The following is a 26,192-nucleotide window of genomic DNA, read 5'->3' on the forward strand; positions in this document are numbered from 1 at the left end:
TGCAGGCTTACCAGTGACGGTAATGGCCGCCGTAGTAGGCCGGGCCGTAATAACGCGGCGGGCCATAGTAGCGGGGCGGGCCGTAGTAGCGCGGGCCCGGCACCACCACGACAGGGCGGTAGACCGGCTGGTAAACCGGTTGATAGACCGGTGCCGGCTGGTAGTACACCGGCGGCGGCGGGTAATAGGCCACGGGGGGCGGCGGAGCGTAATAGGGCGCCGGCGCGGGTTGCGACCCGGCGACCACTGCACCCCCGATAACAGCACCGACCACGGCGCCTATCGCAGCGGCATCGGTGTTGCTATTGGCCGCCGCCTGACCGGCGACGGCGAGGCCAGCGCAGAGCAGGGCGATCTGGGGGAGACGGTGAAGCATGATGCACCTCCTGAGGAACCCGGCGAGGAACCAGGTATCTATGAGACATCGGCCTCGATCGAATCGTAACGCCGCCGGTGTAAAGGTTGTGTAAATGGCGCCGTACGGTTTCGTGAGGTCGACTGCGTGCATCAGCTTGCAATACATCGGTGCGCTGCTGGGCCCTGCTGGCTGGTAAGGTGGCGCCCTTCGCGTTTCCGAGCTTTTCCTCGGAGCCTTTTTTCCAGGCTCTTTCCGAGCTCTTTTTTCCAGGAACCAGGGAGACTTCCATGCCCTTCAATCGAGTGACGCTCGTGTCGCTTCTCGCTGCCGCCGCGCTGGCCGGTTGCAGCTCCAAGGATTCCTCGTCCGATGCCGCGCCGCCGGCCGCGGACAACCCGCCGGCGATGACCGGCACCTGCAACGCCAAGGCGGTGCAGTCGATCGTCGGCAAGATCGTCACCCCGACGCTCACCGAAGAGGCCCGCCGCGACGCCGGCGCCGCCGTCGCCCGCGTGCTCACCCCGCACCAGCCGGTGACCATGGAATACAACTCGCAGCGCCTGAACATCGATGTCGATGACAACCAGGTGGTGAAGCAGGTTTCCTGCGGCTGAGCCGATTCGCCGCCATGAAAAAGCCCCGCCTAGGCGGGGCTTTTTCGTTTCGACCCGTCAAGTAACTGGCGCGATTACGTCGCGTTTTCTTATACGCATGCCTCTGGTACAGCAGCGGCATATTTCGCACGTGGAGATTCGATTCGTCGAGGTGTTTTGCTTCAGGTATTGACCGCCAAATCTGAAGATCGCGTAAGACGGGTTCTATTCCGCTTCCAATGGCTATCCAAGGCTCCAAAGCATCCGCAGGGTGTGTTTCTTCCAGAACCGCGCTTACAGGGATGCATCGCCATGAAGATCGCTGCCGCGTTGTGCTCCTTGCCTTCAATCCACCAGGGAAGAAAAGGAGCAATCGATGCTCAATGAACTGCGCACCTTCTTCGACCACAGCCGTCACTCGCTCAACATACAGAGCGTCGATGCGCCGCTCGATGTCTTGGCCTTCACTGGTGAGGAGGCGCTCAGCCAGACCTTCGCCTATCGCATCGAATTCACCAGCTCCACCAAGGACTTGGCTGCAGACGACATTCTCGGCAAGGACGCCAGTTTCAGCCTTCGCGCGCCGCCCGAGCAGTTCGGCATCCCTGGCTACACGCCGCCGCTTGCCGCGCCGTTGCGCACCCTGCATGGCGTCATCACAGCGTTCAAACGCATCGCAGGCTCCCGCGATGAGGCCCATTACGAAGTAACCCTCGAGCCTCGCCTGAAGCTGTTGTCACGCGGTCGCCAGTACCGCATCTACCAGAATCAGAGCGTGCCCGAGATCGTCGAGCAGGTGCTGCGTCGCCATGACCTGCGCGGCCAGGATTTCCTCATCGAACTGACCCGCGAATACGCGCAAAGAGAAATGGTCATGCAGTTCGGCGAGGATGACCTTGCCTTCATTCAGCGTCTGACCGCTGAAGTAGGAATCTGGTACCGCTTCAGCATGGACGCACGCCTGAAGATTGATGTGTGTGAATTTTCAGACGATCAGCGTCACTATCTGCCTGCGCCGCCGTTGCCGCTGCGGCCACTCTCCAGCCTGGAGAGCAGCGGCAAGGATGCCGTCTGGGGGCTGCAAGCCAGCCACCAAGTGGTGGAGCAACGGGTTACCAATCGCGCCTACTACCATCGCGATGCCGCTGCCCAACTGGACGCCGCCGCCGACCTGATCCGCTCGCCGAAAACCACCTACGGCGAGCCGTACCATTATGCAGACACCTTCAAAACCCTGGGTGACCCCTACGCCCAGGACGAAGACCTGGAAAGCGAAAGCGCCTACTTTTATGCCCGCCTCGCCCACGAGCGTTACCTCAACCAGCGCACCCGCCTGACCGGTTTCACCAGCAGCCCCGCCATCGCCCCCGGCCAGGTGCTGAAGATCAACGGTGCGCCCGAGGCCTTCGCGCCCGGCGCGGTCATTGTTCGCCTCTACACCAGCGCCGCCCGCGACCGCAGCTACGAGGTGCAGTTCGAGGCCATTCCCTACGCCGAGCACATCTGCTTCCGCCCGGACGTGCCGCCCAAGCCGGTGATTGCCGGCACCATTCCTGCCCGCATCACCAGCCCCGAGCCCAACGACCTTTACGGCCATATCGACATGGAAGGGAGGTACCGCGTCAGCTTCCTGTTCGACCGCGACGAGTGGAAGCCAGGGCAGGAGAGCTGCTGGCTACGTCTAGCCAGGCCGTACGCTGGAGACACCTTCGGACTGCACCTGCCACTGATCCAAGGCACCGAGGTGAGAGTTGCGTTCGCCGGTAATGGAGACCCCGACCAGCCGTATATCGCCCACGCCATCCACGATTCCCAGCACCCCGACCACGTTACCCTGCGCAACTACAAGCGAAACGTCCTACGAACTCCTGCGAATAACAAGTTGAAGCGCTTGCACGACAAGGCCAAGCAAGACGGAAGCACGTGTCTGGACGATCAATGGAATGGCCAGAACAGCCATTACCGGTTCCGCTGCCAGCATGACCCGAGTCATGAGTGGACGCGCAGCTATACGTCTTCCGTTCGCGATAGTGTGTGCCCCCTCTGCGTGCGCCGGGCGGGGGCGTTGCGAAGAGTATCCAGCAAGGCGCTGCCGCGCTTGCAGGCGTATGCCAAAGGACGGGGAGGCGAATGCCTGTCCACTGTCTATCGTGGGCAGAATTTCAAGTATCTGTTCCGCTGTTCGGAAGGGCACACCTGGGAGGCAGTGGCGGCAAATGTACTGAAGAACCAGACCTGGTGTTTCAAATGCCGACGCAAGGGTACGGCGAGGAGATTGGATATCGACGACGCTCGGCGCCTGGCCCGGTCGCGCGGAGGGGAGTTTCTCTCTGCGCAGTTCATGACGAACAAGGATCGTTATACCTGGCGCTGCGCCAGAGGCCATGTCTGGGAGGCAAGGTACGCACGCGTACGCGGGGGCGGTTGGTGTTTGCAGTGCGGCAAGGATGACAAGGCCGCCGATCTCGAGCCTTTGCAGCAAGCCGCTGTGCTTCACGGTGGGCAATGCCTGTCCGAAGCCTTCCTGGGCGCGAAGGCCAAGCATCGGTGGCAATGCTCGAAGGGGCATGTCTGGGAGGCGTTGTTCTATACGGTACGCAAAGGGCATTGGTGCGCCCAATGCGCCAAGGATTCTAAATGGCTGACCCTGGCGGACATGCACGAAGCTGCCGCGAGGCACGGCGGGCAGTGTCTTGCTGACGCGTACTTCGGCGCCGCCGTGAAATATCGCTGGCAGTGCGCGCGCGGGCATACGTGGGACACGACATTCGGAGCTGTTCGGGCAGGGCACTGGTGCCCCATTTGCGTCTATATGAGTTACACGAAAACGGGCTCGGCAGCCTGGAGGCGCTATCAGGCGCATGGTCCCAAGGATTGATCTGCGCAGCGCAGATAAAAAACAGGCCGCTGATGCGGCCTGTTCTCATTGTGGAGCCTCAGCGGTTGGCGGGCTTCTTGATCACGCGCAGCGCCTGGCTGGATTGGTTGACGCATTCCTTGTAGTCGCCGGCCTTTTTCGCCGCCTCGGCCTTGGCGAGGTACTCGTGGACCGCATTCACTTTCACGCCGGTGGCGTTCGGGCTCGCGGTCTTGAGGAAGTCGTTGATCTGCTGCAGGTTGCCGTCGCACAGCGCGCTGTCGGCGAAGGCCGGTACGGAAAACACCATGGCCAGAAGCAGGGCATATTTTTTCATGCAGGTTCTCCTTGCATCTCGAATGCCGAATCGAAGAAATTCGAAATTACGGTAGCTTGCTAATGATCGACAAGCGTTCGCCCTGCGAATTCAATTCATTTCTGACCCGTGTCAGGCAAAGGCCAATCCGCCGTGTCGCCCGTCAGATCGCGCTGAACCTGCGCTCCAGGCCGTGGCCGCGGAAGTGCTCGATGACGTAGTCGACGAAGACCCGCGTCTTCGCCGGCAACAGCTTCTGCGCGGCGTAGTACAGCGCGGTGTTGCCGGCGTCCACGTACCACTCCGGCAGCACCCGCAGCAGGCGGCCGCTGTCCAGGTAGGGCACGGCGTGCTGCATGCTCACCAGGGTGACGCCCAGGCCCATGAGTGCCGCGACGCAGGCGGCTTCCGGGTCGCTGAAGGTCATGCGCTCCTTCAGGGCGATCGGCGCCTGGGCCTGCTGGCGGTTGGTCAGCGGCCAGGGGCGCACGCGGCCGGTCTGCGGCGAGCGGATGCGGATGCCGTCGTGGCTGGGCAGGTCCGAGGGGTAGCGGATCGCCGGGCGCGCCTCCAGATAGGCCGGCGAGGCCAGCAGCACCAGGTGCGCGGGGCACAGCGTGCGCGCCACCACGCCGGGCGGCAGCTCGAAACCGCCGCCGATGGCGGCATCGAAGCCTTCGGCGATGAGGTCGACCTGGCGGTTGTCGAAATGCCAGTCCGGGCGGATCGCCGGGTAGCGGTCGAGGAAGTCGCCCAGCAGCGGCAGGATGTAGTCGCGGCCGAACACCAGACCCATGCTCACCTTCAGCACGCCGCTGGGCTGGCCGTCGGCGCTGGCCAGGTTGGCGATGGCGCTCTGCAGGCTGGCCAGGCCGCCGCCGGCCTCCTGGAGAAATCGTTCGCCGGATTCCGTCAGGGTCAGGCTGCGGGTACTACGCTGGAACAGCCGCACGCCCAGGTTGTTTTCCAGCCGCGCCACGTTCTTGCTCACCGCCGCCGGGGTCAGCCCCAGGCGCCGTGCGGCGGCGGCGAAGCTGCCGGCCTCGGCGCTGCGGACGAAGCATTCGATACTGATCAGGCTTTCCATGGGTGGTATTCCGGACGTTTGGTATCGACTGAATATAGCGATTGCTGGCTACCGAGTAACGAGTCCAAGCGCGAAACTGGCCCCGTCGAACTCACCCACCCCCCTGATTCTGGAGATACCCCATGACCACCACCCACACCCACCAACCCCTGGCCGGCAAAGTCGCTTTCGTCCAGGGCGGCTCCCGCGGCATCGGCGCCGCCATCGTGCAGCGTCTGGCCCAGGAAGGCGCCGCCGTGGCCTTCACCTACGTCAGCTCGGCGCAGAAGGCCGACGACCTCGCCGCCAGCATCGAAGCCGCCGGCGGCCGCGCCCTGGCACTGAAGGCCGATAGCGGCGACGCGGCGTCCGTGCAGCACGCCATCGACACCGCGGCCCAGCGCCTGGGCGGCATCGATATCCTGGTGAACAACGCCGGCGTGCTGGCCATCGCCCCGGTGGAAGACTTCAGCCTGGAAGACCTGGATCGCACCCTGGCGGTGAACGTGCGCAGCGTCTTCGTCGCCACCCAGGCCGCCGCGCGGCACATGGGGCAGGGCGGGCGCATCATCACCATCGGCAGCACCAATGCCGACCGCATGCCCTTCGGCGGCGGCGCGGTGTACGCGATGAGCAAGTCGGCCATCGTCGGCCTGACCAAGGGCCTGGCCCGCGACCTCGGCCCGCGCGGGATCACCGTGAACAACGTGCAGCCCGGCCCGGTGGATACCGACATGAACCCGGCGGACAGCGACTTCGCCGCCTCGCTGATGGACCTGATGGCGGTCGGGCGTTACGGCCGTGCGGAAGAAATCGCCGCCTTCGTCGCCTACCTGGCCGGCCCGGAAGCCGGTTACATTACCGGCGCCAGCCTGACCATCGACGGCGGCTTCGGGGCTTGATGGGCACCCGATAACAGCAGCGCGGCCGGGCTCAGGTCCGGTCGCGGCTCTGGATGTTCCAGTGTTCGGCGGTGCTGGCGAGCTTTTCCGAGAGCATCTCCACCTGTTCGTAGAGGCGCAGGGTGAGCCAGTAGAAGCCCTGCTTCTCGAAGGAGTCGGTCAGGTTGTGCGGCCGCGCCGGGAGGTTGTCCAGGCCCTGGCAGGCCTGCACCAGTTTGCTGGTGCGGCTGAACTTCAGCGCATGGGCCGATTGCAGCAGCAGGCGGCCGATGATCTGCCGGTGTGCGTCGAGACTGGCCGGCACCGGTTCTATCTCCCCGGCCTCGGCAGCGAACTGCCGCGAGGCGATTAGCGATTCCAGCGTGCCCATGATCGCTCGGTGGATGCGCTGGATGATCTCCAGCTCGCGCAGCGGCATGCCCGTCTCCCGCGAGACCGGCCCCAGGTGCGCGCGGGCCGCCACCAGACGATGGTCCAGCTCCTCCAACTGGCGGGCGAAATGCTCGGCGGTGAAATCGTGGTTGGAGGACAGTTGCCCGTACATCCGTGCGCAGGCCCGCAGGTTGTCCGAGAGCAGGTAGCGCCAGACGTAGACGGCGCGCAGCGGGTAGATCTGCGAGAACAGCAGGGCCACGGCGACGCCGATCAGCACGTTGGCCGAGCGCCACAGCCCTTCGGTGAAGCCGGTTTCGCCGGGGCCGGCGACGATGCACAGGGTAATCCCCGCCAGCAGCGCGACGTAGCCGGGACGGCGGATGGCATAGAAGGCCGAGGCCGCCCCCAGCACCGACATGGTCAGGTAGGTGAGGAGCAGCGAACGGCTCTGGTCGTAGATCGCGATCACGCACAGCCCCAGCGCCGCGCCGACCAGCGTGCCGACCACCCGTTCGTAGGACTTGCCGCGAATCGTCCCCTGGTGCACCAGCCCGCCCATCACCACCAGCACCGTGATCGAGGCCCAGAGGCCGTGGGGGGCTTCAGCGCGCTGGTCAGCAGCATCGAGGCGAGCAGCGCCAGGCCTACGCGCACGCAGTGGATCCAGGCGGCGTAGCGGTAGCGGGTGTAGGGGTTGGCCAGGCGGCGGAACGGCAGGGTGAGGGTCGAGGGTTGTTTCGCCAAGGGAAGCGGCTCCTGTGCGGGCGGTGGCGATGCTGCAAGGGTAGCCGCTGCGGGCCGGAACGGGCGGCCCTGAGTCAATCTCGCGCTTATTGATGGCCGACGAAGTAGTAGTCGCGCTCGCCGACACGGAAGCGCTGCAGCACGCTCAGCGGCGCCTGCGGCACCGTTTCGCTTTCCAGCAGGGCGATGTGCTCGCCCGGCTGGTCGAGAAAGCTCATCAGCTCTTCGCGGCTCTGCAGCGCCGGGAGCAGGCTGCGGCTGTAGAACACGCCGGCGCCGGCCAGGCGTTCGCTGGGCTGGAACAACGCCACCTGGCGGCCGGCCATCTGGTGCTGGCGGATCCGCTCGGTCAACGGCAGGAAGGACTCCTGCCGGTCGGCGCGGGGTTCGATCCAGATCGCGTAGCTCAGGTAGCAGGCGGGCACGACCAGCGCCAGGCACACGGCGGTGCTGCGCATCCGGGGTGTGGCGCGGGCCTGCCAGCGCGCCAGCAGGGCGTGGCCGTACTCAGCGGCGATCACGGCAGCCGCCGGGGCCAGCGCCATCAGGTAGACCATGCGTTTGCTGGAGGCGAGGGTGAGCAGGGCGAACTGCGCCGCCAGCCACAGGCAGAAGAACAGCAGGTAGCGGTCCCGCGCCAGGCGTTTGCGGAAATGCCACAGCCCCAGGTAGAGCAGGATGTTCCACGGCAGGAAGGCTTGCGGCAGGCGCGCCAGGTAGTAGTAGAACGGCTCGAAGTGCCCGGCCTCGCTGAACGAGCCATCGAAGCGCCCGACACTGTTGGTCCAGAGGATTTCCCGCAGGGCCGCGCTGCCGCCGTCGCGGTAGAGAAACAGCAGCCAGACCAGCAGGGGCACCAGGGCCGCCAGCGTCCAGAGCAAGGGGCGCAGCCACGCCAGGACCTCCAGCCGGCGCTGGGCGAGGCTGTCCCACAGCAGGCAGGCGAAGATCACCACGCCGGGCAGGGCCAGGCCCAGGACCCCCTTGCTCAGGGTGGCGATGGCGATCCCCACGGCAAAGACCAGCCAATGGCGCATCCGCCCCGGCGGCGTGAGCCAGGTTTGCAGGAAGGCCAGCAGCGCCAGGGTTACGCCCAGGGTGAGCAGCGCGTCTTCGCCGACCTGACGCGCATTGGCCCAGAAACTTGCCAGGGTCATCAGCAGGAGCGAGGCGAGCAGCGCGAGCGTCGCGGGGCGGCCGACGCGCCGCAGCACGCCGTAGAGCAGCAGCACGCAGAACAGCCCGGCGAACGCCGAGGCCAGGCGCACGGCCAGGGTCGTGGGGCCGAACAGGCGGATGGCGGCCACGTCCAGCCACAGGCTCAGCGGCGGTTTTTCCAGGAACGGTACACCGTTCAGGCGCGGGGTCACCCAGTCGCCGTCCAGGTGCATCTCCATGGCGATACCGGCCACCCGCGGCTCGGTGGAACCCTGCAACTGGTGATTGCCCAGCGCGCCGAAAAACAGCAGACCGCCCAGCAGGAGGAGCAGCAGGAAATGGCGGCGTTGCGGGCGCATGGCGAGTCCAGGGCGGGGCGGGTTGCCTGCATGTATAGGCGACATTTCGTTAACGCGGAATTAACCTTCGCGGTGCTTCACTGATTCCCTCGCCGCTCTTCACCCGAGGGTTGTCATGTCCCCGCGTCTGCCCGCGTCCCGCCCTGGCCCTCGGATTCGCCGACGCTACCTGTTGCTGGCACTGGCCGTCCTGATCCTGGTGGTCGGCTGCCTGGCCGGTTTCATGGTGCTGGTGCCGCCGGCCCCCTACACGCCCTTGCAGGGCCAGGACCCCACCCGGGTCACCCTCATGGCGCTGGGCGACCAGGGCAGCGGCGACCTGCAGCAATGGCGCGTGGCGGAGGGCATGGAGCGCGTCGCCGAAAGCGAAGGCGGGCTGAACATGGTCCTGCTGCTGGGCGACAACTTCTACGGCAAGGCCCTGAGCGGCGTCGGCGACCCGGCCTGGCAGCTCAAGTTCGAACGCGTCTACCACGGCCGCTGGCTCAGCCGCGTGCCGTTCTACGCGGTGCTGGGCAACCACGATTACCCCGATTCCTCCGTCGTCGAGCTGGATTACGCCCGCCAGCACATGGGGTCGGGGCGCTGGCAGATGCCGGCGCCGTTCTACACCCGCGACTTTGGCGAAGTGGATGGGCGTCCGTTGCTGCGCGTGGTGTTCCTGGATACCAATGCCGATGGCGCTGGCCGCCAGCATCAGGCGGACTTCCTGCAGGAGGCCTTCGCCGCGCCCGGCCCGGCGCCGCTTTGGAAAATGGTGGTGGCGCACCACGCGCTGCGCAGCAGTGGCGGCAAGCACGGCGAGGACAGCGCCTTGCTGCAGCAACTGTTGCCAGCCATGCAGCGCAGTGGCGTGGATCTGTACCTGTCCGGCCATGAGCACAACCAGGAAGTCATCGTCCGCCCCGGCGAGCCGGCCTGGCTGGTTTCCGGCGGCGGCGGCCAGACCCTGGACGGACTCAAGCCCAGGGAGCCGGCCGACGGCACGCTGTTCGCCGTCGAGCAGCACGGTTTCGCCCGGCTGGCCTTCACCGCGCAGGGCCTGCAACTGGCTTACTACGACCCGCAAGGCGCGCGGGAGAAGGGCTTTACCTGGGCGCGTACCTGCCCGTGGATGGCCCAGGGCTGCCTGACGCCCGAGGACGGCGCGCAATAGGCGACGAACAGGGCCACTGGCCAGTAGTGGCGGCGCAGGGGATTTCGTTAGAATCCGGGACTTTTTGCGCGCAGGGACCGTGCGTAGCCTTCAGCGCGTGAGTCCTGCAGAGAATCCCCATGCTTACCGGTAGCTACGATCCCGCCCTCGTCCTGATCTCGCTGTGCGTCGCCATGCTGGCGTCCTACACCGCCCTGGACCTGGCCGGACGCATCGTCACGACCCGCGGCTGGCCGGTGCTGCTGTGGATCGGCGGGGGCGGGGTGGCCATGGGCATTGGCGTGTGGTCGATGCACTTCATCGGCATGCTCGCCTTCAGCCTGCCGATCCCGCTGGGCTACGACCTCACCCTGACGCTGCTGTCGCTGGCCATCGCCGTGCTCAGCTCGGGCTTCGCCCTGGCGCTGGTCAGCCAGGACCGCCTGCCGCTCTGGCAACTGGTCTGCGGCGCGCTGGCGATGGGCGCCGGGATCAGCAGCATGCACTACCTGGGCATGCACGCGATGCTGATGCAGCCGGGCATCGACTACGACCCGACCCTTTTCGGCCTGTCCCTGCTGATCGCCGTGGCCGCCTCCGGCGCCGCGCTGTGGATCGCCTTCCGCCTGCGCCACAACACCCCCTTTGTGCGCCTGGCCCGCGCCGGCGCCGCGCTGGTGATGGGCGTGGCCATCGTCGGCATGCACTACACCGGCATGGCCGCCGCGCGCTTCCCCCTGGGCAGCTTCTGCGGTGCCTCTCCCAGCGGGCTGAACAGCGACTGGCTGGCGCTGCTGATCATCATCGTCACCCTGGCGGTGATCGGCATCGCGCTGCTCACCTCGGTGCTCGACGCGCGCCTGGAATCGCGCACCGCGCAGCTCACCTCGTCGCTGGCGTTGGCCAACCAGGAGCTGACCCAGCTCGCCCTGCACGACAATCTCACGCGCCTGCCCAACCGCATCCTGCTGGAGGACCGCATCGAGCAACTGATCGGCAAGGTGCAGCGCAGCGGCGGGCATTTCGCGCTGATGTTCCTTGACCTGGACGGCTTCAAGCCGGTCAACGATGCCTTCGGCCACCATGTCGGCGACCTGTTGCTCAAGGCCGTGGCCCAGCGCCTGCGCGACAGCCTGCGCAGCGAAGACACCGTGGCGCGGATCGGCGGCGACGAGTTCGTGGTGCTGGCCGAGCTGGCCGACGCCGAGGATGCGGTAACCCTCGCCGGCCAGCAGATCAGCCTGCTGGCCCAGCCGTTCCAGATCGCCGGGCAGGAACTGCGCATTGCCGCCAGCGTCGGCATCGTCGTCTACCCCGGCGATGGTGCCAGCCAGCAGGAACTGCTGCGCAACGCCGACGCGGCGATGTACCACGCCAAGGGCAACGGCAAGAACGGCTACAGCTTCTTCGAACAGTCGATGAACACCAACGCGCGCAACCACCTGCAACTGCTCCACGACCTGCGCGCGGCCCTGGAGCGCCGCGAGTTCACCCTGCATTACCAGCCCAAGTTCGCCGCCAGCGGCGAGCCGATCGGCGCCGAGGCGCTGTTGCGCTGGCAGCATCCGCAACGCGGTTTGCTGATGCCCGACACCTTCATCGCCCTGGCCGAGCGCACCGGGTTGATCATTCCCATTGGCGACTGGGTGCTGGACGAAGCCTGCCGGCAGATGCGCCAGTGGTACCTGCAGGGCCGCGAGAGCTGGCGGGTGGCGGTGAACCTCTCGGCCCTGCAGTTCTGCCATGCCGCGCTGGTGCAGTCGGTGGCCGACGCGCTGGCGCGCCACCAGTTGCCGGCGCGCTGCCTGACCCTGGAGATCACTGAGACCACCGCCATGCGCGATGCCGACTCCAGCCTGGAAATCCTCGGCAGGTTGTCGCAGATGGGGGTGGACCTGTCCATCGACGACTTCGGCACCGGCTACTCCAGCCTGCTGTACTTGAAGCGCCTGCCGGCCAACGAGCTGAAGATCGACCGCGGCTTCGTCCGCGACCTGGAGCAGGACAGCGACGATGCCGCCATCGTCTCGGCCATCGTTGCCCTGGGCCAGGCGCTGGACCTGCGGATCGTCGCCGAGGGGGTGGAAACCTCCGGCCAGCAGCACTTCCTCACGCGCCTGGGGTGCGATTCGCTGCAGGGCTTCCTGCTCGGCAAGCCGGTGCCGGCCGAGCAACTGATCGAACGTCTCGGCGCGCCGGCGGGCGCCTCCTAGTCCGCCGGTGTGACGGCCGCCAGCTGCGTGCACAGCGCACGCAACTGCTCGCACAGGCTGCGCCCGGCACTGCCCAGCTCCGGGCGTGCATAGAGCGCCAGCTCCAGCCCCTCGATGGGCGCGAAGCCGTCGCGTGCGGTGAGTACCCGATGGCCTTCGTGGCGCCCGCGCAAGGGCAGCAGGCTGACGCCCATGCCCGCCGCCACCGCCGCCGACAGGCTCGCCAGGCTGGCGCTGCTGTAGCTGATGCGCCAGCGTCGGCCGCTGGCCTCCAGGGCGTGGATCATTTCCTGGCGATACAGCGCACCCAGGGGGAATACCACCAGCGGCAGCGGGTCGCGTGCGGCAGCCGGCGTGGCGGCACTGTCCTGCCAGGCCAGGGGTTCGGGCCAGTGGGCGAGGCAATCGCTGTCCGCGCCCCATTGCTTGACCAGCGCCAGGTCCAACTCGCCGCTGCGGTACTGGCGCAGCAACTCCTGGCTGAGCCCGCTGGAAACCTCCAGGCGCAAGCGCGGACGTTCGGCGCTGAAGGCCGCCAGCAGCGGCATCATCCGTTCGCCGGCGAAGTCTTCCGGCATCCCCAGGCGCAGCACGCCTTCGCTGTGCTCGCTGCTCAGCGCCTCGCGCGCCTGGGAGCCGAGTTCGAGGATACGCCGCGCATAGCCGAGCAACCGCTCGCCCTGTTCGGTGGGCAGCACCTGGCGCTGGCTGCGGTCCAGCAGGCGGCAGCCCAGGCTCTGTTCCAGCCGCAGGATCTGCTGGCTGACGGTGGACTGGGTGAGGTGCAGCAGGTCGGCGGCGCGGGTGAAGTTGCCGGCATCCACCACCATCACGAAGCTGCGCAACAGGTTGGGGTCAAGCATTTCGATTCCCACTGGAAGTCATGTTTCTATTTAATTTCAGCATAGAACATCCCTTCGTCATACTGCGGGCCATTGACTGCACCTGAGTCGAGGTACCACAGCCATCGCGGGGGAGCGCCCATGGACATACCGACCGAACAGGCCGAACCGACCATCCAGACCGAAGACGTGCGCAGCCGCGCCGCCGCCGACGCCCTGCTGAAGGCCGCGGCCAGCGGCCGCGACAGCGAGGTCGCGGCGCTGCTGGCGCGCGGCGTTCCCGTGGATGTCACCGACGCCCAGGGCAACACGCCGCTGCTGCTGGCCACCGCGCAGGATCGCCTGGCGGTGGCGCGGCTGCTGGTCGCCGCCGGCGCCGACGTCAATCGGCAGAACCGCATCCACGACAGCGCCTACCTGCTGGCCGGCGCCGAAGGGCGACTGGGCATCCTCCAACTGACCCTGGCCCACGGCGCCGACCTGCGCAGCACCAACCGCTATGGCGGCACGGCGCTGATCCCGGCCTGCGAGCGCGGCCATGTGGACGTGGTGGCGGCACTGCTGAAAGCCGGCGTCGATCCCGATCACGTCAACAAGCTGGGCTGGACCGGGCTGCTCGAAGCCATCCTGCTCAGCGACGGCGGCCCGCGTCACCAGGCCATCGTCAAACAACTCATCGAAGCCGGGGCGAACCTGAACCTGGCCGACCACGACGGCGTCACGCCGCTGCAACACGCCCGCCAGCGCAACCAGACCACCATCGCCAGGATGCTGGAAGCCGCCGGCGCGCATTGATCCACTGGAAAACTGCCATGTCACACGAAGTCTTCATGCGCGAGGCCCTGCAACTGGCCCGCGACAACATCGAGGCCGGCGGCCGCCCGTTCGGCGCCCTCGTGGTCAAGGACGGCCGGGTGATCGCCCGCGCCGCCAATTCGATCCACCTCGATGCCGACCCCACCGCCCACGCCGAGCTGCTGGCGATCCGCCGAGCCTCGGCGCACCTGGCGTCCCCGCGCCTGGAGGGCTGCGTGATCTACGCCAGCGGCCATCCGTGCCCCATGTGCCTGGCGGCCATGCACCTGTGCGGCGTGGCGGGCGCGTACTTCGCCTATTCCAACGACGATGGCGAGCCGTTCGGGCTGTCGACGGCCGCCGTCTACCAGCAGATGACCCAGCCGCCGCAGTGGCAGGCTCTGCCGCTGCTTGCCCTGCGCCCCAGCGGCGAGGACGGGTTGTACGAGCGCTGGCAGGAGCGGCGCTCGTGAGTCGCGGTACAGCCATACCGGCGCAGGGCGAGGCGGCGGAGCGGAGCCACTCCGCCGGCTGGGTCGGCCTGCTGGTGATCGTTGCGCTGGGCATCAACCTGCGACCGATCCTCACCTCCATCGGCCCGCTGCTGGCCGATATCCACGACGCCACCGGCCTGGGCTTCCAGGGCTTGTCGATGCTCACCGTGCTGCCGGTGCTGTGCATGGGTCTGTTCGCGCTGGGCCTGCCGTGGCTCGGCCCGCGCCTGGGGGAGAGCCGGGGCATGGTGGTCGGCCTGCTGGCCATCGGCGCGGCGTGCTTCTGGCGCCTGCTGCTGGACAGCGGCGTCGCCCTGATCGCCAGCGCGGTGCTCGCCGGCTGCGGCGTGGCGGTGATCCAAGCGTTCGTGCCGGGTGTGATCAAGCGCTGGTTCCCGCACAAGGTGCCCTCTGCCATGGGCCTGTATTCGGCGTCGCTGATGGCCGGCGGCGGGAGCGCCGCGGTGCTGGCGCCGGTGGTGTCGGCACACTTTCAGCGCTGGCAGGACGGCCTGGGCGCCTGGCTGCTGCTGGCGGTCGTCGGCCTGCTGCTGTGGACCGTGGCGCGCCCGCGGGAGGTACCGGTCGCCGCGGCGCCCCAGCAGAAGGCGCAGCACTACTTCGGCAACCGCCGCGCTTGGCTGCTGGCCTTGTACTTCGGCCTCATCAACGGCGGCTACACCAGCATGGTGGCCTGGCTGCCGGTGTATTACCGCCAGCTGGGCTGGACGGCCCAGGCCAGCGGCCAGTTGATCGGCCTGATGACCATTTTCCAGGTGATCGCCGCGCTGAGCATTCCGCTGCTGATCCGCCGCTCGCTGGACCGCCGGGGCTGGCTGTGCCTGTGCCTGCTGATCCAGCTCGCCGGCTTCGCCGGGCTGATCGCCGCGCCGCTGCACCTGCCGGGCCTCTGGGTAGCGATGATCGGTTACGGCCTGGGCGCCTGCTTCGCCCTGAGCCTGACGCTGACCCTCGACCACCTCGCCGATGCCGGCGCCGCCGGGCGCCTGGCGGCGTTCGTGCAGGGCATCGGCTTCATCGTCACCGGCATCGTGCCCTGGATCACCGGCGCGCTGCGCGACAGCACCGGCAGCTTCCAGGCGTCGTGGGTCCTGCTGGCGGTGTCGGTGGTGTTGATGCTGGGCGTGACGTTGCGCTTTTCGCCCAAGGGGTATGCGCGGGCGATGCAGCGGTAGCGGGGGGCGTTTGCGGATGCCCATCGCGGACGGCGTCCGCTCCTGCGCAGGTCTTGACGTAGGAGCGGACGCCGTCCGCAATCGTTTCAGGCGCGTGGTGCGGTCAGACCGAGGTGGCGAGGTAGATGCGGTAGGTGATGATCGACAGCATGCTCAGCGTGCCGACCCACATCAGGAACACGCCCACCGGGCGATGACGGACGGTGAAGCCGATGCCCAGCATGAACATCCCGAAGACGATGATGGCGAGGGTAACGAAGACCGAGGTGGGGTCCAGGGGGATGAAATGGGCGCTGGGGTCCATGGCAATTCCTTGTCTGAAAGGTCCGATATAGAAAGTCTAGGCCAGGCCAGGACCGAACTCCTTTGATCCCTGGCAATTCGCTGCGGATGATAACGGCGCACGGCGCCAGGCCCAAGTTCAGGTCCTCATCAGGTGCCTGCCCTTGCCGGTGAGGATGAGCTGCAGGCCGCGCAGTTCGACGAAACCCAGGTGCACCAGCAACTGCTTGAGCCGGGGGTGGATGACGTCGCCGCGGCGTACCGCGTGGAGCAGCTGACAGAGTTCCGCGTCACTGGATGGGGATGGACTTCCCTCGACCTTCTCGATGAACACCGGTCGGACTTCCCTGATTTCTTATGTCAGCGAATTCTGAATCTGAACCAGAGTCAGCTTATTACCATTTGCTATCGGAAAATACTGATAGATATCTAGGTTTCTGACAGATTCTTCAGCCTTTTCCTGAGGTTTAGGAGTTCCCACGTCGATCGAGGCTGGCAGCGCAATCGCCATGAAACGCGCGCCATAAAAAAGCCCCACGGTCCGGAGCGTCAGACCGCAGGGCCAAGGTCGAGAGAATCCCGACCGGGGAGGATCGATCAGGCCGCGGGTGTCGGCTGCCAGCCGCCGCCCAGGGCCTTGTAGATCGCCACGATGCCGCGATACACGTCCACTTCCGCCAGGGCCTGGGCGTCCTCGGCGGCCAGCTGTTCGCGCTCGGCGTCCAGCAGGTTGAGGAAGTCCACGGTGCCCTCGCGGTATTGCAGGCCGGCTTGTTGCGCGGCATTGCGGCTGGCTTCGGACTGGCGCACCAGCGACACCAGGCGCTGCTGCCGCTTGCCATAGTCGCTGAAGGCGTTCGACGACTCTTCCAGGGCCAGCAGGACCTGCTGCTCGTAGGTCGCCAGGGCGCCATCGGCGTCGGCCTTGGCGGCACGCAGGCGGGCCCGCACGCTGCCCAGGTCGAAGGCCGCCCAGGTGATGCTCGGGGCCACGCCCCAGGCGCTGGCGGCGGACGAGCCGATCTGCGAACCACGTCCGGCGGTGTAGCCGAGGAAGCCGCCGAGGCTGACTTTCGGGAACAGGTCGGCGGTGGCCACGCCCACGTCCGCGGTGGCGGCAGCCAGGCGGCGTTCGGCGGAGGCGACGTCCGGCCGGCGACGTAGCAGCTCGCCGGGGTCGCCAATGGGCAGGGCCTTGGCGATGGCCGGCAGTTTCTTCGGCGACAGGTCCACGCTCAGCGCGTCCGGGCGCTGGCCGAGGAGGGTGGCGATGCGGTTGCGCTGGCGCACTTCCTCGGCCTGCAATTGCGGCACGCTGGCTTCGGTGGAGGCCAGGCGCGCTTCGGCGCGCTGCACGTCCAGCTCGCTGCCGACGCCGGCGTCGCGCAGCTGGATGGTCAGGTCGCGGGATTCGCGCTGGTTCTCCAGGTTGCTCCTGGCGATGCTCTCGCGCAGTTGCGCGCCGCGCAGCTGACCGTAGGCATCGGCCAGCTCGGCGATCAGGCTGACCTGCAACTGCTGCAGGTCGGCGACGATGGCCTCGCTCTGCGCGTCGCTGGATTCCAGCTGGCGACGCACGCGGCCGAACAGGTCGACTTCCCAGATCATGTCCAGGCCCAGGTCGTAGCGCTCCTGGTTGACCCGGTCGTCGGTCTGGCCGGGCACCTGGCCCTTGCCGACCTGGCCTTCGGCGCGGCTGGTGACCGTGGGGAAGCGGTCATTGGCGACGTCGTCGCGGATCGCCCGCGATGCCAGCACGCGGGCATAGGCCACGCGCAGCTCGCGGTTTTCCTTCAGCGCCTGGTCGACGAGCTGGGTCAGCACCGGGTCGTCGAACTGCTTCCACCAGGCGTCCTCGAAGCGGCTGCGGTCGTAGTCATTGGCCTGGGCATTGCTGTCCAGGTGCGCCGGCGCGGTGTCCGGCTTCTGGTAGTCGGGGCCGACCATGCACGCGCTGAGGGCCAGCGCGAGCAGGGTGGGGACGAACAGTTTCACGGCACTCTTGCTCATAGCATTGATGGTGATGACGCTCATGCCTGGTGGGCCTCGTGGTTCTGGGCGATGCGCGCTTGGTGCGCCTGTTTCTTCGCTTCACGCGCTTCCATGAAGCGGCGGATCAGCACATAGAAGACCGGGGTCAGCAGCAGGCCGAAGAAGGTCACGCCGAGCATCCCGGAGAACACCGCGACCCCCATGGCGTGGCGCATTTCGGCGCCGGCGCCGGACGACAGCACCAGGGGCACCACGCCCATGATGAAGGCGATGGAGGTCATCAGGATCGGTCGCAGACGCAGGCGGCAGGCTTCCAGCACCGCGCTCAGGCGGTCCATGCCTTCGTCCTGCTTGTCCTTGGCGAACTCGACGATGAGGATCGCGTTCTTGCACGCCAGGCCCACCAGTACGATCAGGCCGATCTGGGTGAAGATGTTGTTGTCGCCACCGGACAGGATCACGCCCGCGATGGCCGACAGCAGGGTCATCGGCACGATCAGAATTACCGCCAGCGGCAGGCCCCAGCTTTCGTACAGCGCGGCCAGCACGAGGAAGGCGAGCAGCACGCAGAGCGGGAACACGTACACCGCGGAGTTGCCGGCGAGGATCTGCTGGTAGGTCAGCTCGGTCCATTCGTAGGTCATGCCATTGGGCAGTTCCTGCTTGAGCAGGCGCTCGATGGCAGCCTCGGCCTGGCCGGAGCTGTAGCCCGGTGCGGCGGCGCCGTTGATCTCGGCGGTGATGAAGCCGTTGTAGTGCATCACGCGGTCGGGACCTGCGGTGTCGCTGATCTTGATGAAGGTGGCCAGCGGGACCATTTCACCCAGGTTGTTGCGCACCTTCAGCTGGCCGATCTGCTCGGGTTCGAGACGGAACTGCTGCTCGCCCTGGACGTTCACCTGGTAGGTGCGGCCGAAGCGGTTGAAGTCGTTCGCGTACAGCGAGCCCAGGTAGACCTGCAGGGTGTCGAAGATGTCGCTGATCGCAACCCCGTGGGTCTTGGCCTTCTCGCGGTCGATGGCGGCATCCACCTGCGGCACGTTCACCTGGTAGCTGGTGAACACCGACATGGGGTTGAGCTCCGGCAGCGCGCGGGCCTTGTTGAGGATGTTCTGGGTCTGCGCGTAGAGCTCCTCGTAACCGGCGTTGCCGCGGTCCTCGATCTGCAGGCGGAAGCCGCCGATGGTCCCCAGCCCCTGTACCGGCGGCGGCGGGAAGATCGCGATGTAGGCGTCCTGGATGTCCGCGAACTGCTTGTTCAGCTCGGCGGCGATCTCGTTGGCCGACATGCCCGGGCCCTTGCGCTCGCTGAAGTCCTTGAGCGGGGTGAAGACGATGCCGCTGTTGGGGCTGTTGGTGAAGCCGTTGATCGACAGGCCCGGGAAGGACACGGTGTGCTCGATGCCCGGGTGCTTGCCGGCGATTTCCGACATGCGCTTGATCACCGCTTCGGTGCGGTCCAGGGTGGCGGCGTCGGGCAGTTGCGCGAAGGCCACCAGGTACTGCTTGTCCTGCTGCGGCACGAAGCCGGTGGGGGTGCTGGAGAAGCCCAGGTAGGTCAGGCCGATCAACCCGGCATACAGCAGCAGCGCGATGGAGCTGCCACGCAGCACGCGGGTGACGGTGCCGACATAGCCATGGCTGGCGCGGTCGAAGAAGCGGTTGAACGGACGGAACAGCCAGCCGCCCAGCAGCTTGTCCAGTAGCACCGAGAAGCGGTCCTTGGGCTCGTGGTGCCCCTTGAGCAGCACGGCGGACAGCGCCGGCGACAGGGTCAGCGAGTTGAACGCGGAGATCACCGTGGAGATCGCGATGGTCAGCGCGAACTGCCGGTAGAACTGCCCGGTGAGGCCGGAGATGAACGCCGTCGGGATGAACACGGCGCACAGCACCAGCGCGGTGGCGATGATCGGCCCGGTCACTTCCTTCATGGCGCGCTTGGTCGCCTCCACAGGCGTGAGGCCCAGCCCGATGTTCCGCTCGACGTTCTCTACCACCACGATGGCGTCGTCCACCACGATGCCGATGGCCAGTACCAGGCCGAACAGCGACAGCGCGTTGAGCGAGAAGCCGAAGGCGTGCATCACCGCGAAGGTACCGATCAGCGATACCGGCACGGCGGCCAGCGGGATGATCGAGGCGCGCCAGGTCTGCAGGAACAGCACGACCACCAGCACCACCAGGATCAGGGCTTCGAACAGGGTGTGCACCACGGCCTCGATGGAGCCGCGAACGAAGATGGTTGGGTCATAAACGATGGAGTAGTCCACGCCCTGCGGGAAGTCCTTCTTCAGCTCGGCCATCTTCTCGCGCACCAGGTTGGAGATGGCGATGGCGTTGGAGCCCGGACGCTGGAAGATCGGGATGGCGACCGCCGGCTGGTTGTCCAGCAGCGAGCGCAGGGCGTACTGGCTGGAGCCGAGCTCGACGCGGGCGATGTCCTTCAGACGGGTGATCTCGCCGTCCGGGCCGCTGCGGATGATGATGTTCTCGAACTCTTCCTCGGTGACCAGGCGACCCTGGGTGTTGATCGACAACTGGAAGCTGGTGTCGCTCGGCGAGGGCGGGGCGCCCAGGGCGCCGGCGGCGACCTGGCGGTTCTGCTCGCGGATCGCGGCGACCACATCGGTGGCGGTCAGGTTGCGCGAGGCGACCTTGTTCGGGTCCAGCCAGACGCGCAGGGAGTAGTCGCCCATGCCGAACAGTTGAACGTCGCCCACACCGTCCAGGCGCGCCAGCTCATCCTTGATGTTGAGGATGGCGTAGTTGGACAGGTAGAGCATGTCGTAGCGGTTATCCGGCGAGGTGAGGTGCACGACCATGGTCAGGTCGGGCGAGGCCTTGTCGACGGTGATGCCGATCCGCGTGACTTCCTCGGGCAGCTTGGGCTGCGTACGGGTCACACGGTTCTGCACCTGCACCTGCGCGTTGTCCAGGTCGGTGCCCAGGGCGAAGGTGATGGTCAGGGTCATCTTGCCGTCGGCGGTGGACTGCGAGGACATGTAGAGCATGTTCTCGACGCCGGTGATGGCCTGCTCCAGCGGTGCGGCGACGGTTTCACCGATCACCTTGGGGTTGGCGCCGGGGAAGTTGGCGCGCACCACCACGGTGGGCGGCACCACTTCGGGGTATTCGCTGATCGGTAGCTGGAACAGCGAGATGGCCCCGCCGATCAGGATGATCAGCGAGAGCACGGCGGCGAAGATCGGCCGCTGGATGAAGAATTGCGAAAAGTTCATGGCTGGTTCCTGTCGCGAACGCATCGTTCGCCAAACCCGGGACAAAGGTCACCCAAGGCCCTGGTGGGAGAAGGGCCTGGCACATCATTCATGGTGAGTTCGTCGATGATCCGCCTGCGCTTGCCCAGGCTGCGTTGGCCGTCGATTCGCACTGCTCATTCACTCCAGTGAACTGCGCTTGCTTACCGTCTTCCGCCTTGCCTGGCCTGCGTTCGGCAGGATCCTCGATGAACTCGTACGGGTTGGGTCAGCCGCGCGGCGCGCCCGGCTTGGCCGATTTCTCGGCGACCTTCGGCGCCTCGAAGCTCTCCAGCGCACGACGCTGGTCTTCGAGCTTGGCGAGGGTCGCCTGGCTGGCCATCTCGACACCCTGGGCATCGACCTGGGCACCCGGGCGAACCCGTTGCAGGCCGTTGACCACGATGCGGTCACCCTTGGCCAGGCCGCTGCGGACGATGCGCAGGCCCTCGAGTTTCGGCCCCAGCTCGATGCCGCGGTACTGCACCTTGCTGTCCTTGTCGAGCACCAGCACGAATTTCTTGCCCAGGTCAGTGCCGACCGCTTCATCCTTGATCAGCGCGGCGGGGTAGGTGCCGCTGCCGACCAGCTTGATGCGGGCGTACAGGCCGGGGGTGAACTGGTTGGCGGCGTTGTCGAACACGGCGCGGCCACGGATGGTGCCGGTCTTGGGGTTGACCTGGTTGTCGAGGAAGTCCAGGCGCCCCTGGTGCGGGAAGCCGTCCTCGCCGGTCAGGCCCAGGTACACCGGGCTGGTGCCGCGGGCGTCCGGGCCACCCTTGCGGGCGAGGTCCACGTACTTGAGGTAGACGCGCTCGTCGGCGTCGAAGTACGCGTAGACCTTGTCGGTGGAGACCAGGGTGGTCAGCACGCTTTCGCCGCTGTTCACCAGGTTGCCGGCGGTGACTTCGGCGCGCGAGACGCGACCGTCGATGGGCGCGGTGATCTGGGTGAACGACAGGTTCAGGCGGGCGTTGTCCAGTTCCGCCTGGGTCGCGGCGACCACGGCCTTGGCCTCGGTGGCGGCGGCGGTGCGGGCGTCGGCGAGTTCCGCGGAAATGGCGTTGGTGGCGCGCAGGCGCTCGCCACGGGAGGCTTCGTTGGCGGTGCGGGTCTGGTTGGCGCGGGCCTGTTGCAGCTGGGCTTCCAGGCGATGCACCTCGGCCTGGAAAGGCCGCGGGTCGATCTGGAACAGCAGGTCGCCTTTCTTCACCAGGGCGCCTTCGCGGAAGGCGACGCGGTCGATGTAGCCGGAGACGCGTGGGCGCAGTTCGACGGATTCCGGAGCCTCCAGGCGGCCGGTGAACTCGTCCCATTCGTTGATCGGTTGCTCGATGACATCCGCCACGCTGACCTTGGGGGCGGCCATGTTCTGGGCTGCCTCCTGGCCCTTGCCGCACGCGCTGAGAACCAGCACGGCGGCCAACGCCAACGGAATACGCAAGGTGTTCAGATTTCGCTCCATGGAAAGGACTCCGGCGATCTAATTGATTTTGGGATTTCTGATGGAGCGGAGTCTGCGCAAGGGGGCGCCTGGGAACTAATCGAACGAGCAGATTTTGATTATCACGCGCAGTGATAAATGCTTTTGCACTATGCGTACGAATAGATAGAAGGAACGGGCACAGGGATTGCCCGCCAGCGCGGCGTTTCCCTGTAGGAGCAATTGTCTTTCTCTGAAACCCCGTACCGGCTATTCCCCTCTCCCTAACCCTCTCCCTGAAGGGAGAGGGGACCGTATGGTGCAGGATGAAACCTCGGCGTCAGCCGGCACGGACAGCTCCCTCTCCCTTCAGGGAGAGGGCGGGGGAGAGGGTATGCCCCGGCGAAGTACTTCAGGTAGGAGCGGGCCATGCCCGCGACCGCGCGCATGGCGCGCTCCTACATGTGACGTAGGGGAAATAACGCCTCGGGCGTCATCCGCCGCGACATTACCGGCGGATAACCTGTTCCCGGTTATGCGCCCTACGGCCTGGAGCCTCCCTGTGCGGCTCTTCGTAGGAGCGAGGGGGACGCCATCGTTATTGCTCGCGAAGCATTTCCACCCGATGCACCGTGCCGTGCGGGTTCGCGAGCAAGCTCGCTCCTACAAGGTCAGGTTACGTAGGGCGGTGTCAGAGACTGTCCGGATCACCCACGAACATGGTGATGCGCGACCGCAGCCAGCGTTCGGCCGGGTCCTGATCCTGGGCGCCGCGCCAGACCATGGACAGCTCGGCCAGGCGGGTGGGGAAGGGCGGATCCTCGGCGCGCAGGCCGCCGGCGGCGGTCAGCGCCAGGGCCACATACTCCGGCACGGTCGCAATGATGTCGGTGCCGGCCAGCAACTGCGCCAGGCCGACGAATTGCGGCACGGCCAACACCACCTGGCGCTTGCGGTCCATCTCGGCGAGGGTCTGGTCGACGAAGCCGTCCAGGTCGCCGGCATAGGACACCAGTGCGTGCGGACGCGCGCAGTAGTCATCGAGGGTCAGCGCGCCGGGAATCGAATCGGCGCGCAGAATCTTCCAGGTGCTGCGGCGCAGGGTCTTGCGCTTGGCGTTGGCCGGCAGCTCGTCGGTGTAGCTGACGCCCACGGAGATTTCTCCGGACGACAGCAGCTGCGGCATCAGCAGGTAGTTGGCGCGGCGCACCACCAGGGTGATGCCCGGAGCCTCGGAGCGCAGTCGGCGCAACAGCGGCGGCAGCAGGCCGAACTCCACGTCGTCCGACAGGCCGATGCGGAACACCGCCTTGCTGGTGGCCGGGTCGAAGTCGGCGGCGCGGCTCAGGGCGGTGGAGATGGAGTCCAGCGCCGGCGAAAGGTGGCCGAAGATCTCCTGCGCCCGCGCAGTGGGTTCCATGCTGCGCCCGGTGCGCACGAACAGCGGGTCGTCGAACAGACCGCGCAGGCGCGCCAGGGCCGCACTGATCGCCGGCTGGCCGAGGAACAGCTTCTCGGCGGCGCGGGTCACGCTGCGCTCATGCATCAGCGTCTCGAAAACGATCAACAGGTTGAGGTCAACCTTGCGGAGGTCGTTGCGGTTCATGGGGACTCCCTGGCGATGGGGGAAAAGTGAGGCCGAGCGTGTCCTGAGTCAAGTCTGTCAGATAAGTCCTTGATCAATTTCCACTTTTTTATTGAGAATCTTGCCCCGGCAGTGTGGTCGGACGCTGTAAGGAAAGCGCCGCCCCGGTTCCGCCCGCAGCCCCGTCGCAGAGCCTTGCAGCCGCGCCGGACAAGGCTTGCGCGGCAGGCCGAATCATCGCCATTTATGTCAACTATCAACGGTGAACGGTGGCGTCACCCCTAAAGCCCGGATAGAGTCCGTGGCTATGAGCACTACTAAGGCGAGGTATGTGATGTCCCGCATGATCCGTTTCCACCAGTTCGGTGACGCCTCGGTCCTGAAGATCGAGGAAATGCCGACCCCGCAACCGGGGCCGGGTGAAGTGCTGGTCCGTACCCAGGCACTGGGCGTCAGTTGGCGCGACGTGCTCTGGCGGCAGAACCTCGCCCCGGATCAGGCCAAGCTGCCGGCGGGCATCGGTTATGAACTTTCCGGCATCGTCGAAGCCGTGGGCGAGGGCGTGGAAGACCTGCAGCCCGGCGTGGCGGTGGCCAGTTTCCCGGCGAACTCGCCGAACCTGTACCCGGCCTGGGGCGACCACGTCATCGTGCCGCGCACCTCGCTGACCCGTTACCCCGAGGTGCTGAGCCCGGTCGAAGCCGCCGTGCACTACACCGGCCTGCTGTATTCCTACTTCGCCCTGGTGGAGTTGGCGCAGATCAAGCCCGGCCAGCGCGTGCTGATCACCGAGGCCGGCCATTGCCTGGCTCCCCAGGCGGTACAGCTGGCCAAGGCGCTCGGTGCCCAGGTGATCGCCACCACCAGCCACGAGGAGACCCGCGAGTTCCTCAAGGGCCTGGGGGCGGACAAGATCATCTACACCGAGGAGCAGGACCTGGTGCTGGAAGTCGAGCGCTTCACCAAGGGTGAAGGCGTGGAGATCGTCCTCGACCAGTGCGCCGGCCCGCAGATGAAGCTGCTGGGTGACGTGGCCGCCCAGCGCGGCAAGCTGATCCTCTACGGCATCAACGGCGGCAACGATGCGGCCTTCCCGGCCTGTGCGGCGTTCAAGAAGCACCTGCAGTTCTACCGTCACTGCGTGCTGGACTTCACCGGGCAACCGGAGATCGGCCTGACCCGCAACGACGAAGCCGTGCAACGGGCGCTGACCGCGATCAACCAGATGACCGCCGACCAGCTGCTCAAGCCGAGCATCGACCGGGTGTTCGATTTCGCCCAGTACCGCGACGCCAACTACTACATGGAAACCTGCCCGAGCGGCGGCCGTGTGGTGATGAAGATGCCGGAGTGATCTGGCATCGGTCGTCGAAAAGCCACTCTTCGGAGTGGCTTTTTTATGCGCGCGGGATTCCTGGTATCCCTGTAGGAGCGAGCTTGCTCGCGAACAGGGTTTCCGGCCACACCTGCGTCAGACGGGTTCGCGAGCAAGCTCGCTCCTACAAAAGCGGAGAAAGGCGTTTTGCCTTAACCGTAGGAGCGGACTCCGTCCGCGATAGCTCACCGCCAGCACAGACCACACCGTGCGCAGAATCAGGCAAGCCTCAAGAGAACCAGGCAAACCGCTCGGCGCCTGACTCGCGTATCGTCGCGGCACGTGCCTGCGCTTGCGCCTAGGCTCAATCCATTGCGTGCCGGAGCCGCTGCGCTTCGCTCCATGTCTAGCCCCTGCTTTTGTCACCCGGCTTTTCATATCCAAGAGAATGAGGTGAACCTCCCGATGATTACCGTGAACCTGAACGGCAAGGACCACGAACTCGACGCCCCCGGCGAGATGCCGCTGCTCTGGGCCATCCGTGACGTGGCCGGGCTGACCGGCACCAAGTACGGTTGCGGCATGGCGCTGTGCGGCGCCTGCACCGTGCACATCGACGGCCAGCCGACGCGTTCCTGCGTCACCCCGCTGGCGGCGGTGGCCGGCAAGAAGATCACCACCATCGAGGCAGTCGCCGAGCAGGCTGCCGGCAAGGCGGTGCAGGAGGCCTGGCGCAAGCTCGACGTGGTGCAGTGCGGCTACTGCCAGTCCGGGCAGATCATGTCGGCCACCGCGCTGCTGGCCTCGAACAAGGCGCCCAGCGACGCCGACATCGACGCGGCCATGAGCGGCAACATCTGCCGCTGCGCCACCTATGCGCGGATTCGCGCGGCGATCCACGACGCCGCCCAGACCCTGGCTTGAGGACCGACGTC

At 66.5% G+C, this 26,192-nt stretch carries 23 protein-coding genes; 10 read left to right on the top strand and 13 right to left on the bottom strand.

Annotation, left to right across the window (positions count from 1 at the left end):
• Positions 1 to 7 precede the first annotated feature (7 nt).
• Positions 8 to 376, bottom strand: coding sequence for a hypothetical protein (locus ACNFIA_RS15765; protein WP_259754516.1), 369 nt, complete (start codon positions 374 to 376; stop codon positions 8 to 10).
• A 269-nt stretch (positions 377 to 645) separates the two neighbouring features.
• Here ACNFIA_RS15765 and ACNFIA_RS15770 point away from each other — a divergent pair, with 269 nt between their 5' ends.
• Both ACNFIA_RS15770 and ACNFIA_RS15775 read left to right on the top strand, forming a co-directional pair.
• Positions 646 to 972 (top strand): I78 family peptidase inhibitor, encoded by a 327-nt coding sequence (locus ACNFIA_RS15770; protein WP_259754517.1) that lies wholly within the window; start codon positions 646 to 648, stop codon positions 970 to 972.
• Between the two features lie 355 nt (positions 973 to 1,327).
• Positions 1,328 to 3,829: a type VI secretion system Vgr family protein gene (locus ACNFIA_RS15775; RefSeq protein ID WP_416786396.1), complete on the top strand. Its 2,502-nt coding sequence runs from the start codon at positions 1,328 to 1,330 to the stop codon at positions 3,827 to 3,829.
• Between the two features lie 58 nt (positions 3,830 to 3,887).
• On the opposite strand, the gene ACNFIA_RS15780 is transcribed toward ACNFIA_RS15775, so the two are convergent.
• Both ACNFIA_RS15780 and ACNFIA_RS15785 read right to left on the bottom strand, forming a co-directional pair.
• On the bottom strand, positions 3,888 to 4,145 hold the full coding sequence (locus tag ACNFIA_RS15780) for a hypothetical protein (RefSeq protein WP_259754519.1): 258 nt from the start codon (positions 4,143 to 4,145) through the stop codon (positions 3,888 to 3,890).
• A gap of 142 nt (positions 4,146 to 4,287) precedes the next feature.
• Positions 4,288 to 5,211, bottom strand: coding sequence for a LysR family transcriptional regulator (locus ACNFIA_RS15785; protein ID WP_416786399.1), 924 nt, complete (start codon positions 5,209 to 5,211; stop codon positions 4,288 to 4,290).
• A gap of 122 nt (positions 5,212 to 5,333) precedes the next feature.
• Here ACNFIA_RS15785 and ACNFIA_RS15790 point away from each other — a divergent pair, with 122 nt between their 5' ends.
• Positions 5,334 to 6,092: a 3-oxoacyl-ACP reductase family protein gene (locus ACNFIA_RS15790; RefSeq protein ID WP_259754521.1), complete on the top strand. Its 759-nt coding sequence runs from the start codon at positions 5,334 to 5,336 to the stop codon at positions 6,090 to 6,092.
• Between the two features lie 31 nt (positions 6,093 to 6,123).
• Here ACNFIA_RS15790 and ACNFIA_RS15795 read toward each other — a convergent pair whose 3' ends face one another.
• The 3 genes from ACNFIA_RS15795 to ACNFIA_RS15805 all read right to left on the bottom strand — a co-directional run bounded on the left by ACNFIA_RS15795 (position 6,124) and on the right by ACNFIA_RS15805 (position 8,728).
• Entirely contained in the window at positions 6,124 to 7,038 is a 915-nt protein-coding gene (locus ACNFIA_RS15795) for an FUSC family protein (protein ID WP_416786403.1), read from the bottom strand.
• Positions 7,026 to 7,211, bottom strand: a complete 186-nt coding sequence (locus ACNFIA_RS15800; protein ID WP_416786406.1) for a hypothetical protein — start codon at positions 7,209 to 7,211, stop codon at positions 7,026 to 7,028. Before ACNFIA_RS15800 ends, ACNFIA_RS15795 begins: the two co-directional genes overlap by 13 nt.
• Positions 7,212 to 7,297: 86 nt before the next feature.
• Positions 7,298 to 8,728 carry an ArnT family glycosyltransferase gene (locus ACNFIA_RS15805; protein WP_416786409.1) on the bottom strand — a complete coding sequence of 477 codons (1,431 nt, stop codon included), beginning with the start codon at positions 8,726 to 8,728 and terminating at the stop codon, positions 7,298 to 7,300.
• 115 nt (positions 8,729 to 8,843) lie between these two features.
• Between ACNFIA_RS15805 and ACNFIA_RS15810 the strand changes: the two genes are divergently transcribed.
• Both ACNFIA_RS15810 and ACNFIA_RS15815 read left to right on the top strand, forming a co-directional pair.
• Complete coding sequence (locus tag ACNFIA_RS15810; protein ID WP_416786411.1) at positions 8,844 to 9,884, top strand: metallophosphoesterase; 1,041 nt, start codon at positions 8,844 to 8,846, stop codon at positions 9,882 to 9,884.
• Between the two features lie 119 nt (positions 9,885 to 10,003).
• Positions 10,004 to 12,076 carry a putative bifunctional diguanylate cyclase/phosphodiesterase gene (locus ACNFIA_RS15815; protein ID WP_259754526.1) on the top strand — a complete coding sequence of 691 codons (2,073 nt, stop codon included), beginning with the start codon at positions 10,004 to 10,006 and terminating at the stop codon, positions 12,074 to 12,076.
• On the opposite strand, the gene ACNFIA_RS15820 is transcribed toward ACNFIA_RS15815, so the two are convergent.
• Positions 12,073 to 12,939 (bottom strand): LysR family transcriptional regulator, encoded by an 867-nt coding sequence (locus ACNFIA_RS15820; protein ID WP_416786414.1) that lies wholly within the window; start codon positions 12,937 to 12,939, stop codon positions 12,073 to 12,075. The genes ACNFIA_RS15815 and ACNFIA_RS15820 overlap by 4 nt on opposite strands.
• A 120-nt stretch (positions 12,940 to 13,059) precedes the next feature.
• Between ACNFIA_RS15820 and ACNFIA_RS15825 the strand changes: the two genes are divergently transcribed.
• From ACNFIA_RS15825 to ACNFIA_RS15835, 3 genes are read left to right on the top strand one after another with little or no spacing between them, the layout of a single operon-like run.
• On the top strand, positions 13,060 to 13,713 hold the full coding sequence (locus ACNFIA_RS15825) for an ankyrin repeat domain-containing protein (protein ID WP_416786416.1): 654 nt from the start codon (positions 13,060 to 13,062) through the stop codon (positions 13,711 to 13,713).
• Between the two features lie 17 nt (positions 13,714 to 13,730).
• On the top strand, positions 13,731 to 14,186 hold the full coding sequence (locus tag ACNFIA_RS15830; protein ID WP_259754530.1) for a nucleoside deaminase: 456 nt from the start codon (positions 13,731 to 13,733) through the stop codon (positions 14,184 to 14,186).
• Entirely contained in the window at positions 14,183 to 15,403 is a 1,221-nt protein-coding gene (locus tag ACNFIA_RS15835; protein WP_416786419.1) for a CynX/NimT family MFS transporter, read from the top strand. The genes ACNFIA_RS15830 and ACNFIA_RS15835 overlap by 4 nt, the downstream gene beginning before the upstream one ends.
• Before the next feature lie 103 nt (positions 15,404 to 15,506).
• Here ACNFIA_RS15835 and ACNFIA_RS15840 read toward each other — a convergent pair whose 3' ends face one another.
• The 6 genes from ACNFIA_RS15840 to ACNFIA_RS15865 form a co-directional block, all read right to left on the bottom strand.
• A complete protein-coding gene (locus ACNFIA_RS15840; protein ID WP_259754533.1) occupies positions 15,507 to 15,707 on the bottom strand; it encodes a hypothetical protein in 201 nt (66 codons plus the stop codon).
• A gap of 117 nt (positions 15,708 to 15,824) precedes the next feature.
• Entirely contained in the window at positions 15,825 to 16,019 is a 195-nt protein-coding gene (locus ACNFIA_RS15845) for a hypothetical protein (protein ID WP_416786422.1), read from the bottom strand.
• A gap of 263 nt (positions 16,020 to 16,282) precedes the next feature.
• A complete protein-coding gene (locus ACNFIA_RS15850) occupies positions 16,283 to 17,695 on the bottom strand; it encodes an efflux transporter outer membrane subunit (RefSeq protein ID WP_259759635.1) in 1,413 nt (470 codons plus the stop codon).
• Positions 17,696 to 17,715: 20 nt separating this feature from the next.
• The gene (locus ACNFIA_RS15855) at positions 17,716 to 20,916 is read right to left on the bottom strand and encodes an efflux RND transporter permease subunit (protein ID WP_259754535.1); all 3,201 of its coding nucleotides are present in this window, start codon (positions 20,914 to 20,916) and stop codon (positions 17,716 to 17,718) included.
• Positions 20,917 to 21,163: 247 nt separating this feature from the next.
• Positions 21,164 to 22,399, bottom strand: a complete 1,236-nt coding sequence (gene mexE, locus ACNFIA_RS15860; protein WP_416786425.1) for a multidrug efflux RND transporter periplasmic adaptor subunit MexE — start codon at positions 22,397 to 22,399, stop codon at positions 21,164 to 21,166.
• Between the two features lie 649 nt (positions 22,400 to 23,048).
• The gene (locus ACNFIA_RS15865; RefSeq protein ID WP_233298698.1) at positions 23,049 to 23,963 is read right to left on the bottom strand and encodes a LysR family transcriptional regulator; all 915 of its coding nucleotides are present in this window, start codon (positions 23,961 to 23,963) and stop codon (positions 23,049 to 23,051) included.
• Positions 23,964 to 24,276: 313 nt separating this feature from the next.
• Here ACNFIA_RS15865 and ACNFIA_RS15870 point away from each other — a divergent pair, with 313 nt between their 5' ends.
• Complete coding sequence (locus tag ACNFIA_RS15870) at positions 24,277 to 25,296, top strand: zinc-dependent alcohol dehydrogenase family protein (RefSeq protein ID WP_259754538.1); 1,020 nt, start codon at positions 24,277 to 24,279, stop codon at positions 25,294 to 25,296.
• A 426-nt stretch (positions 25,297 to 25,722) separates the two neighbouring features.
• Positions 25,723 to 26,181, top strand: a complete 459-nt coding sequence (locus ACNFIA_RS15875) for a (2Fe-2S)-binding protein (protein WP_026078846.1) — start codon at positions 25,723 to 25,725, stop codon at positions 26,179 to 26,181.
• The last annotated feature ends 11 nt before the right edge of the window (positions 26,182 to 26,192 follow it).

Source organism: Pseudomonas sp. NY15437, assembly GCF_048068435.1.
Taxonomy (GTDB): domain Bacteria; phylum Pseudomonadota; class Gammaproteobacteria; order Pseudomonadales; family Pseudomonadaceae; genus Pseudomonas; species Pseudomonas nitroreducens_B.

Excerpts from the sequence above, each read along its gene's own strand:
- ACNFIA_RS15830 (WP_259754530.1), top strand. The coding sequence starts at position 13,731 with ATGTCACACGAAGTCTTCATGCGCGAGGCCCTGCAACTGGCCCGCGAC.
- ACNFIA_RS15765 (WP_259754516.1), bottom strand. The coding sequence starts at position 376 with ATGCTTCACCGTCTCCCCCAGATCGCCCTGCTCTGCGCTGGCCTCGCC.
- ACNFIA_RS15825 (WP_416786416.1), top strand. The coding sequence starts at position 13,060 with ATGGACATACCGACCGAACAGGCCGAACCGACCATCCAGACCGAAGAC.
- ACNFIA_RS15815 (WP_259754526.1), top strand. The coding sequence starts at position 10,004 with ATGCTTACCGGTAGCTACGATCCCGCCCTCGTCCTGATCTCGCTGTGC.
- ACNFIA_RS15840 (WP_259754533.1), bottom strand. The coding sequence starts at position 15,707 with ATGGACCCCAGCGCCCATTTCATCCCCCTGGACCCCACCTCGGTCTTC.
- ACNFIA_RS15850 (WP_259759635.1), bottom strand. The coding sequence starts at position 17,695 with ATGAGCAAGAGTGCCGTGAAACTGTTCGTCCCCACCCTGCTCGCGCTG.
- ACNFIA_RS15780 (WP_259754519.1), bottom strand. The coding sequence starts at position 4,145 with ATGAAAAAATATGCCCTGCTTCTGGCCATGGTGTTTTCCGTACCGGCC.
- ACNFIA_RS15810 (WP_416786411.1), top strand. The coding sequence starts at position 8,844 with ATGTCCCCGCGTCTGCCCGCGTCCCGCCCTGGCCCTCGGATTCGCCGA.
- ACNFIA_RS15865 (WP_233298698.1), bottom strand. The coding sequence starts at position 23,963 with ATGAACCGCAACGACCTCCGCAAGGTTGACCTCAACCTGTTGATCGTT.
- ACNFIA_RS15785 (WP_416786399.1), bottom strand. The coding sequence starts at position 5,211 with ATGGAAAGCCTGATCAGTATCGAATGCTTCGTCCGCAGCGCCGAGGCC.
- ACNFIA_RS15855 (WP_259754535.1), bottom strand. The coding sequence starts at position 20,916 with ATGAACTTTTCGCAATTCTTCATCCAGCGGCCGATCTTCGCCGCCGTG.
- ACNFIA_RS15805 (WP_416786409.1), bottom strand. The coding sequence starts at position 8,728 with ATGCGCCCGCAACGCCGCCATTTCCTGCTGCTCCTCCTGCTGGGCGGT.
- ACNFIA_RS15775 (WP_416786396.1), top strand. The coding sequence starts at position 1,328 with ATGCTCAATGAACTGCGCACCTTCTTCGACCACAGCCGTCACTCGCTC.
- ACNFIA_RS15770 (WP_259754517.1), top strand. The coding sequence starts at position 646 with ATGCCCTTCAATCGAGTGACGCTCGTGTCGCTTCTCGCTGCCGCCGCG.
- ACNFIA_RS15875 (WP_026078846.1), top strand. The coding sequence starts at position 25,723 with ATGATTACCGTGAACCTGAACGGCAAGGACCACGAACTCGACGCCCCC.
- ACNFIA_RS15790 (WP_259754521.1), top strand. The coding sequence starts at position 5,334 with ATGACCACCACCCACACCCACCAACCCCTGGCCGGCAAAGTCGCTTTC.
- ACNFIA_RS15870 (WP_259754538.1), top strand. The coding sequence starts at position 24,277 with ATGTCCCGCATGATCCGTTTCCACCAGTTCGGTGACGCCTCGGTCCTG.
- ACNFIA_RS15820 (WP_416786414.1), bottom strand. The coding sequence starts at position 12,939 with ATGCTTGACCCCAACCTGTTGCGCAGCTTCGTGATGGTGGTGGATGCC.
- mexE (WP_416786425.1), bottom strand. The coding sequence starts at position 22,399 with ATGGAGCGAAATCTGAACACCTTGCGTATTCCGTTGGCGTTGGCCGCC.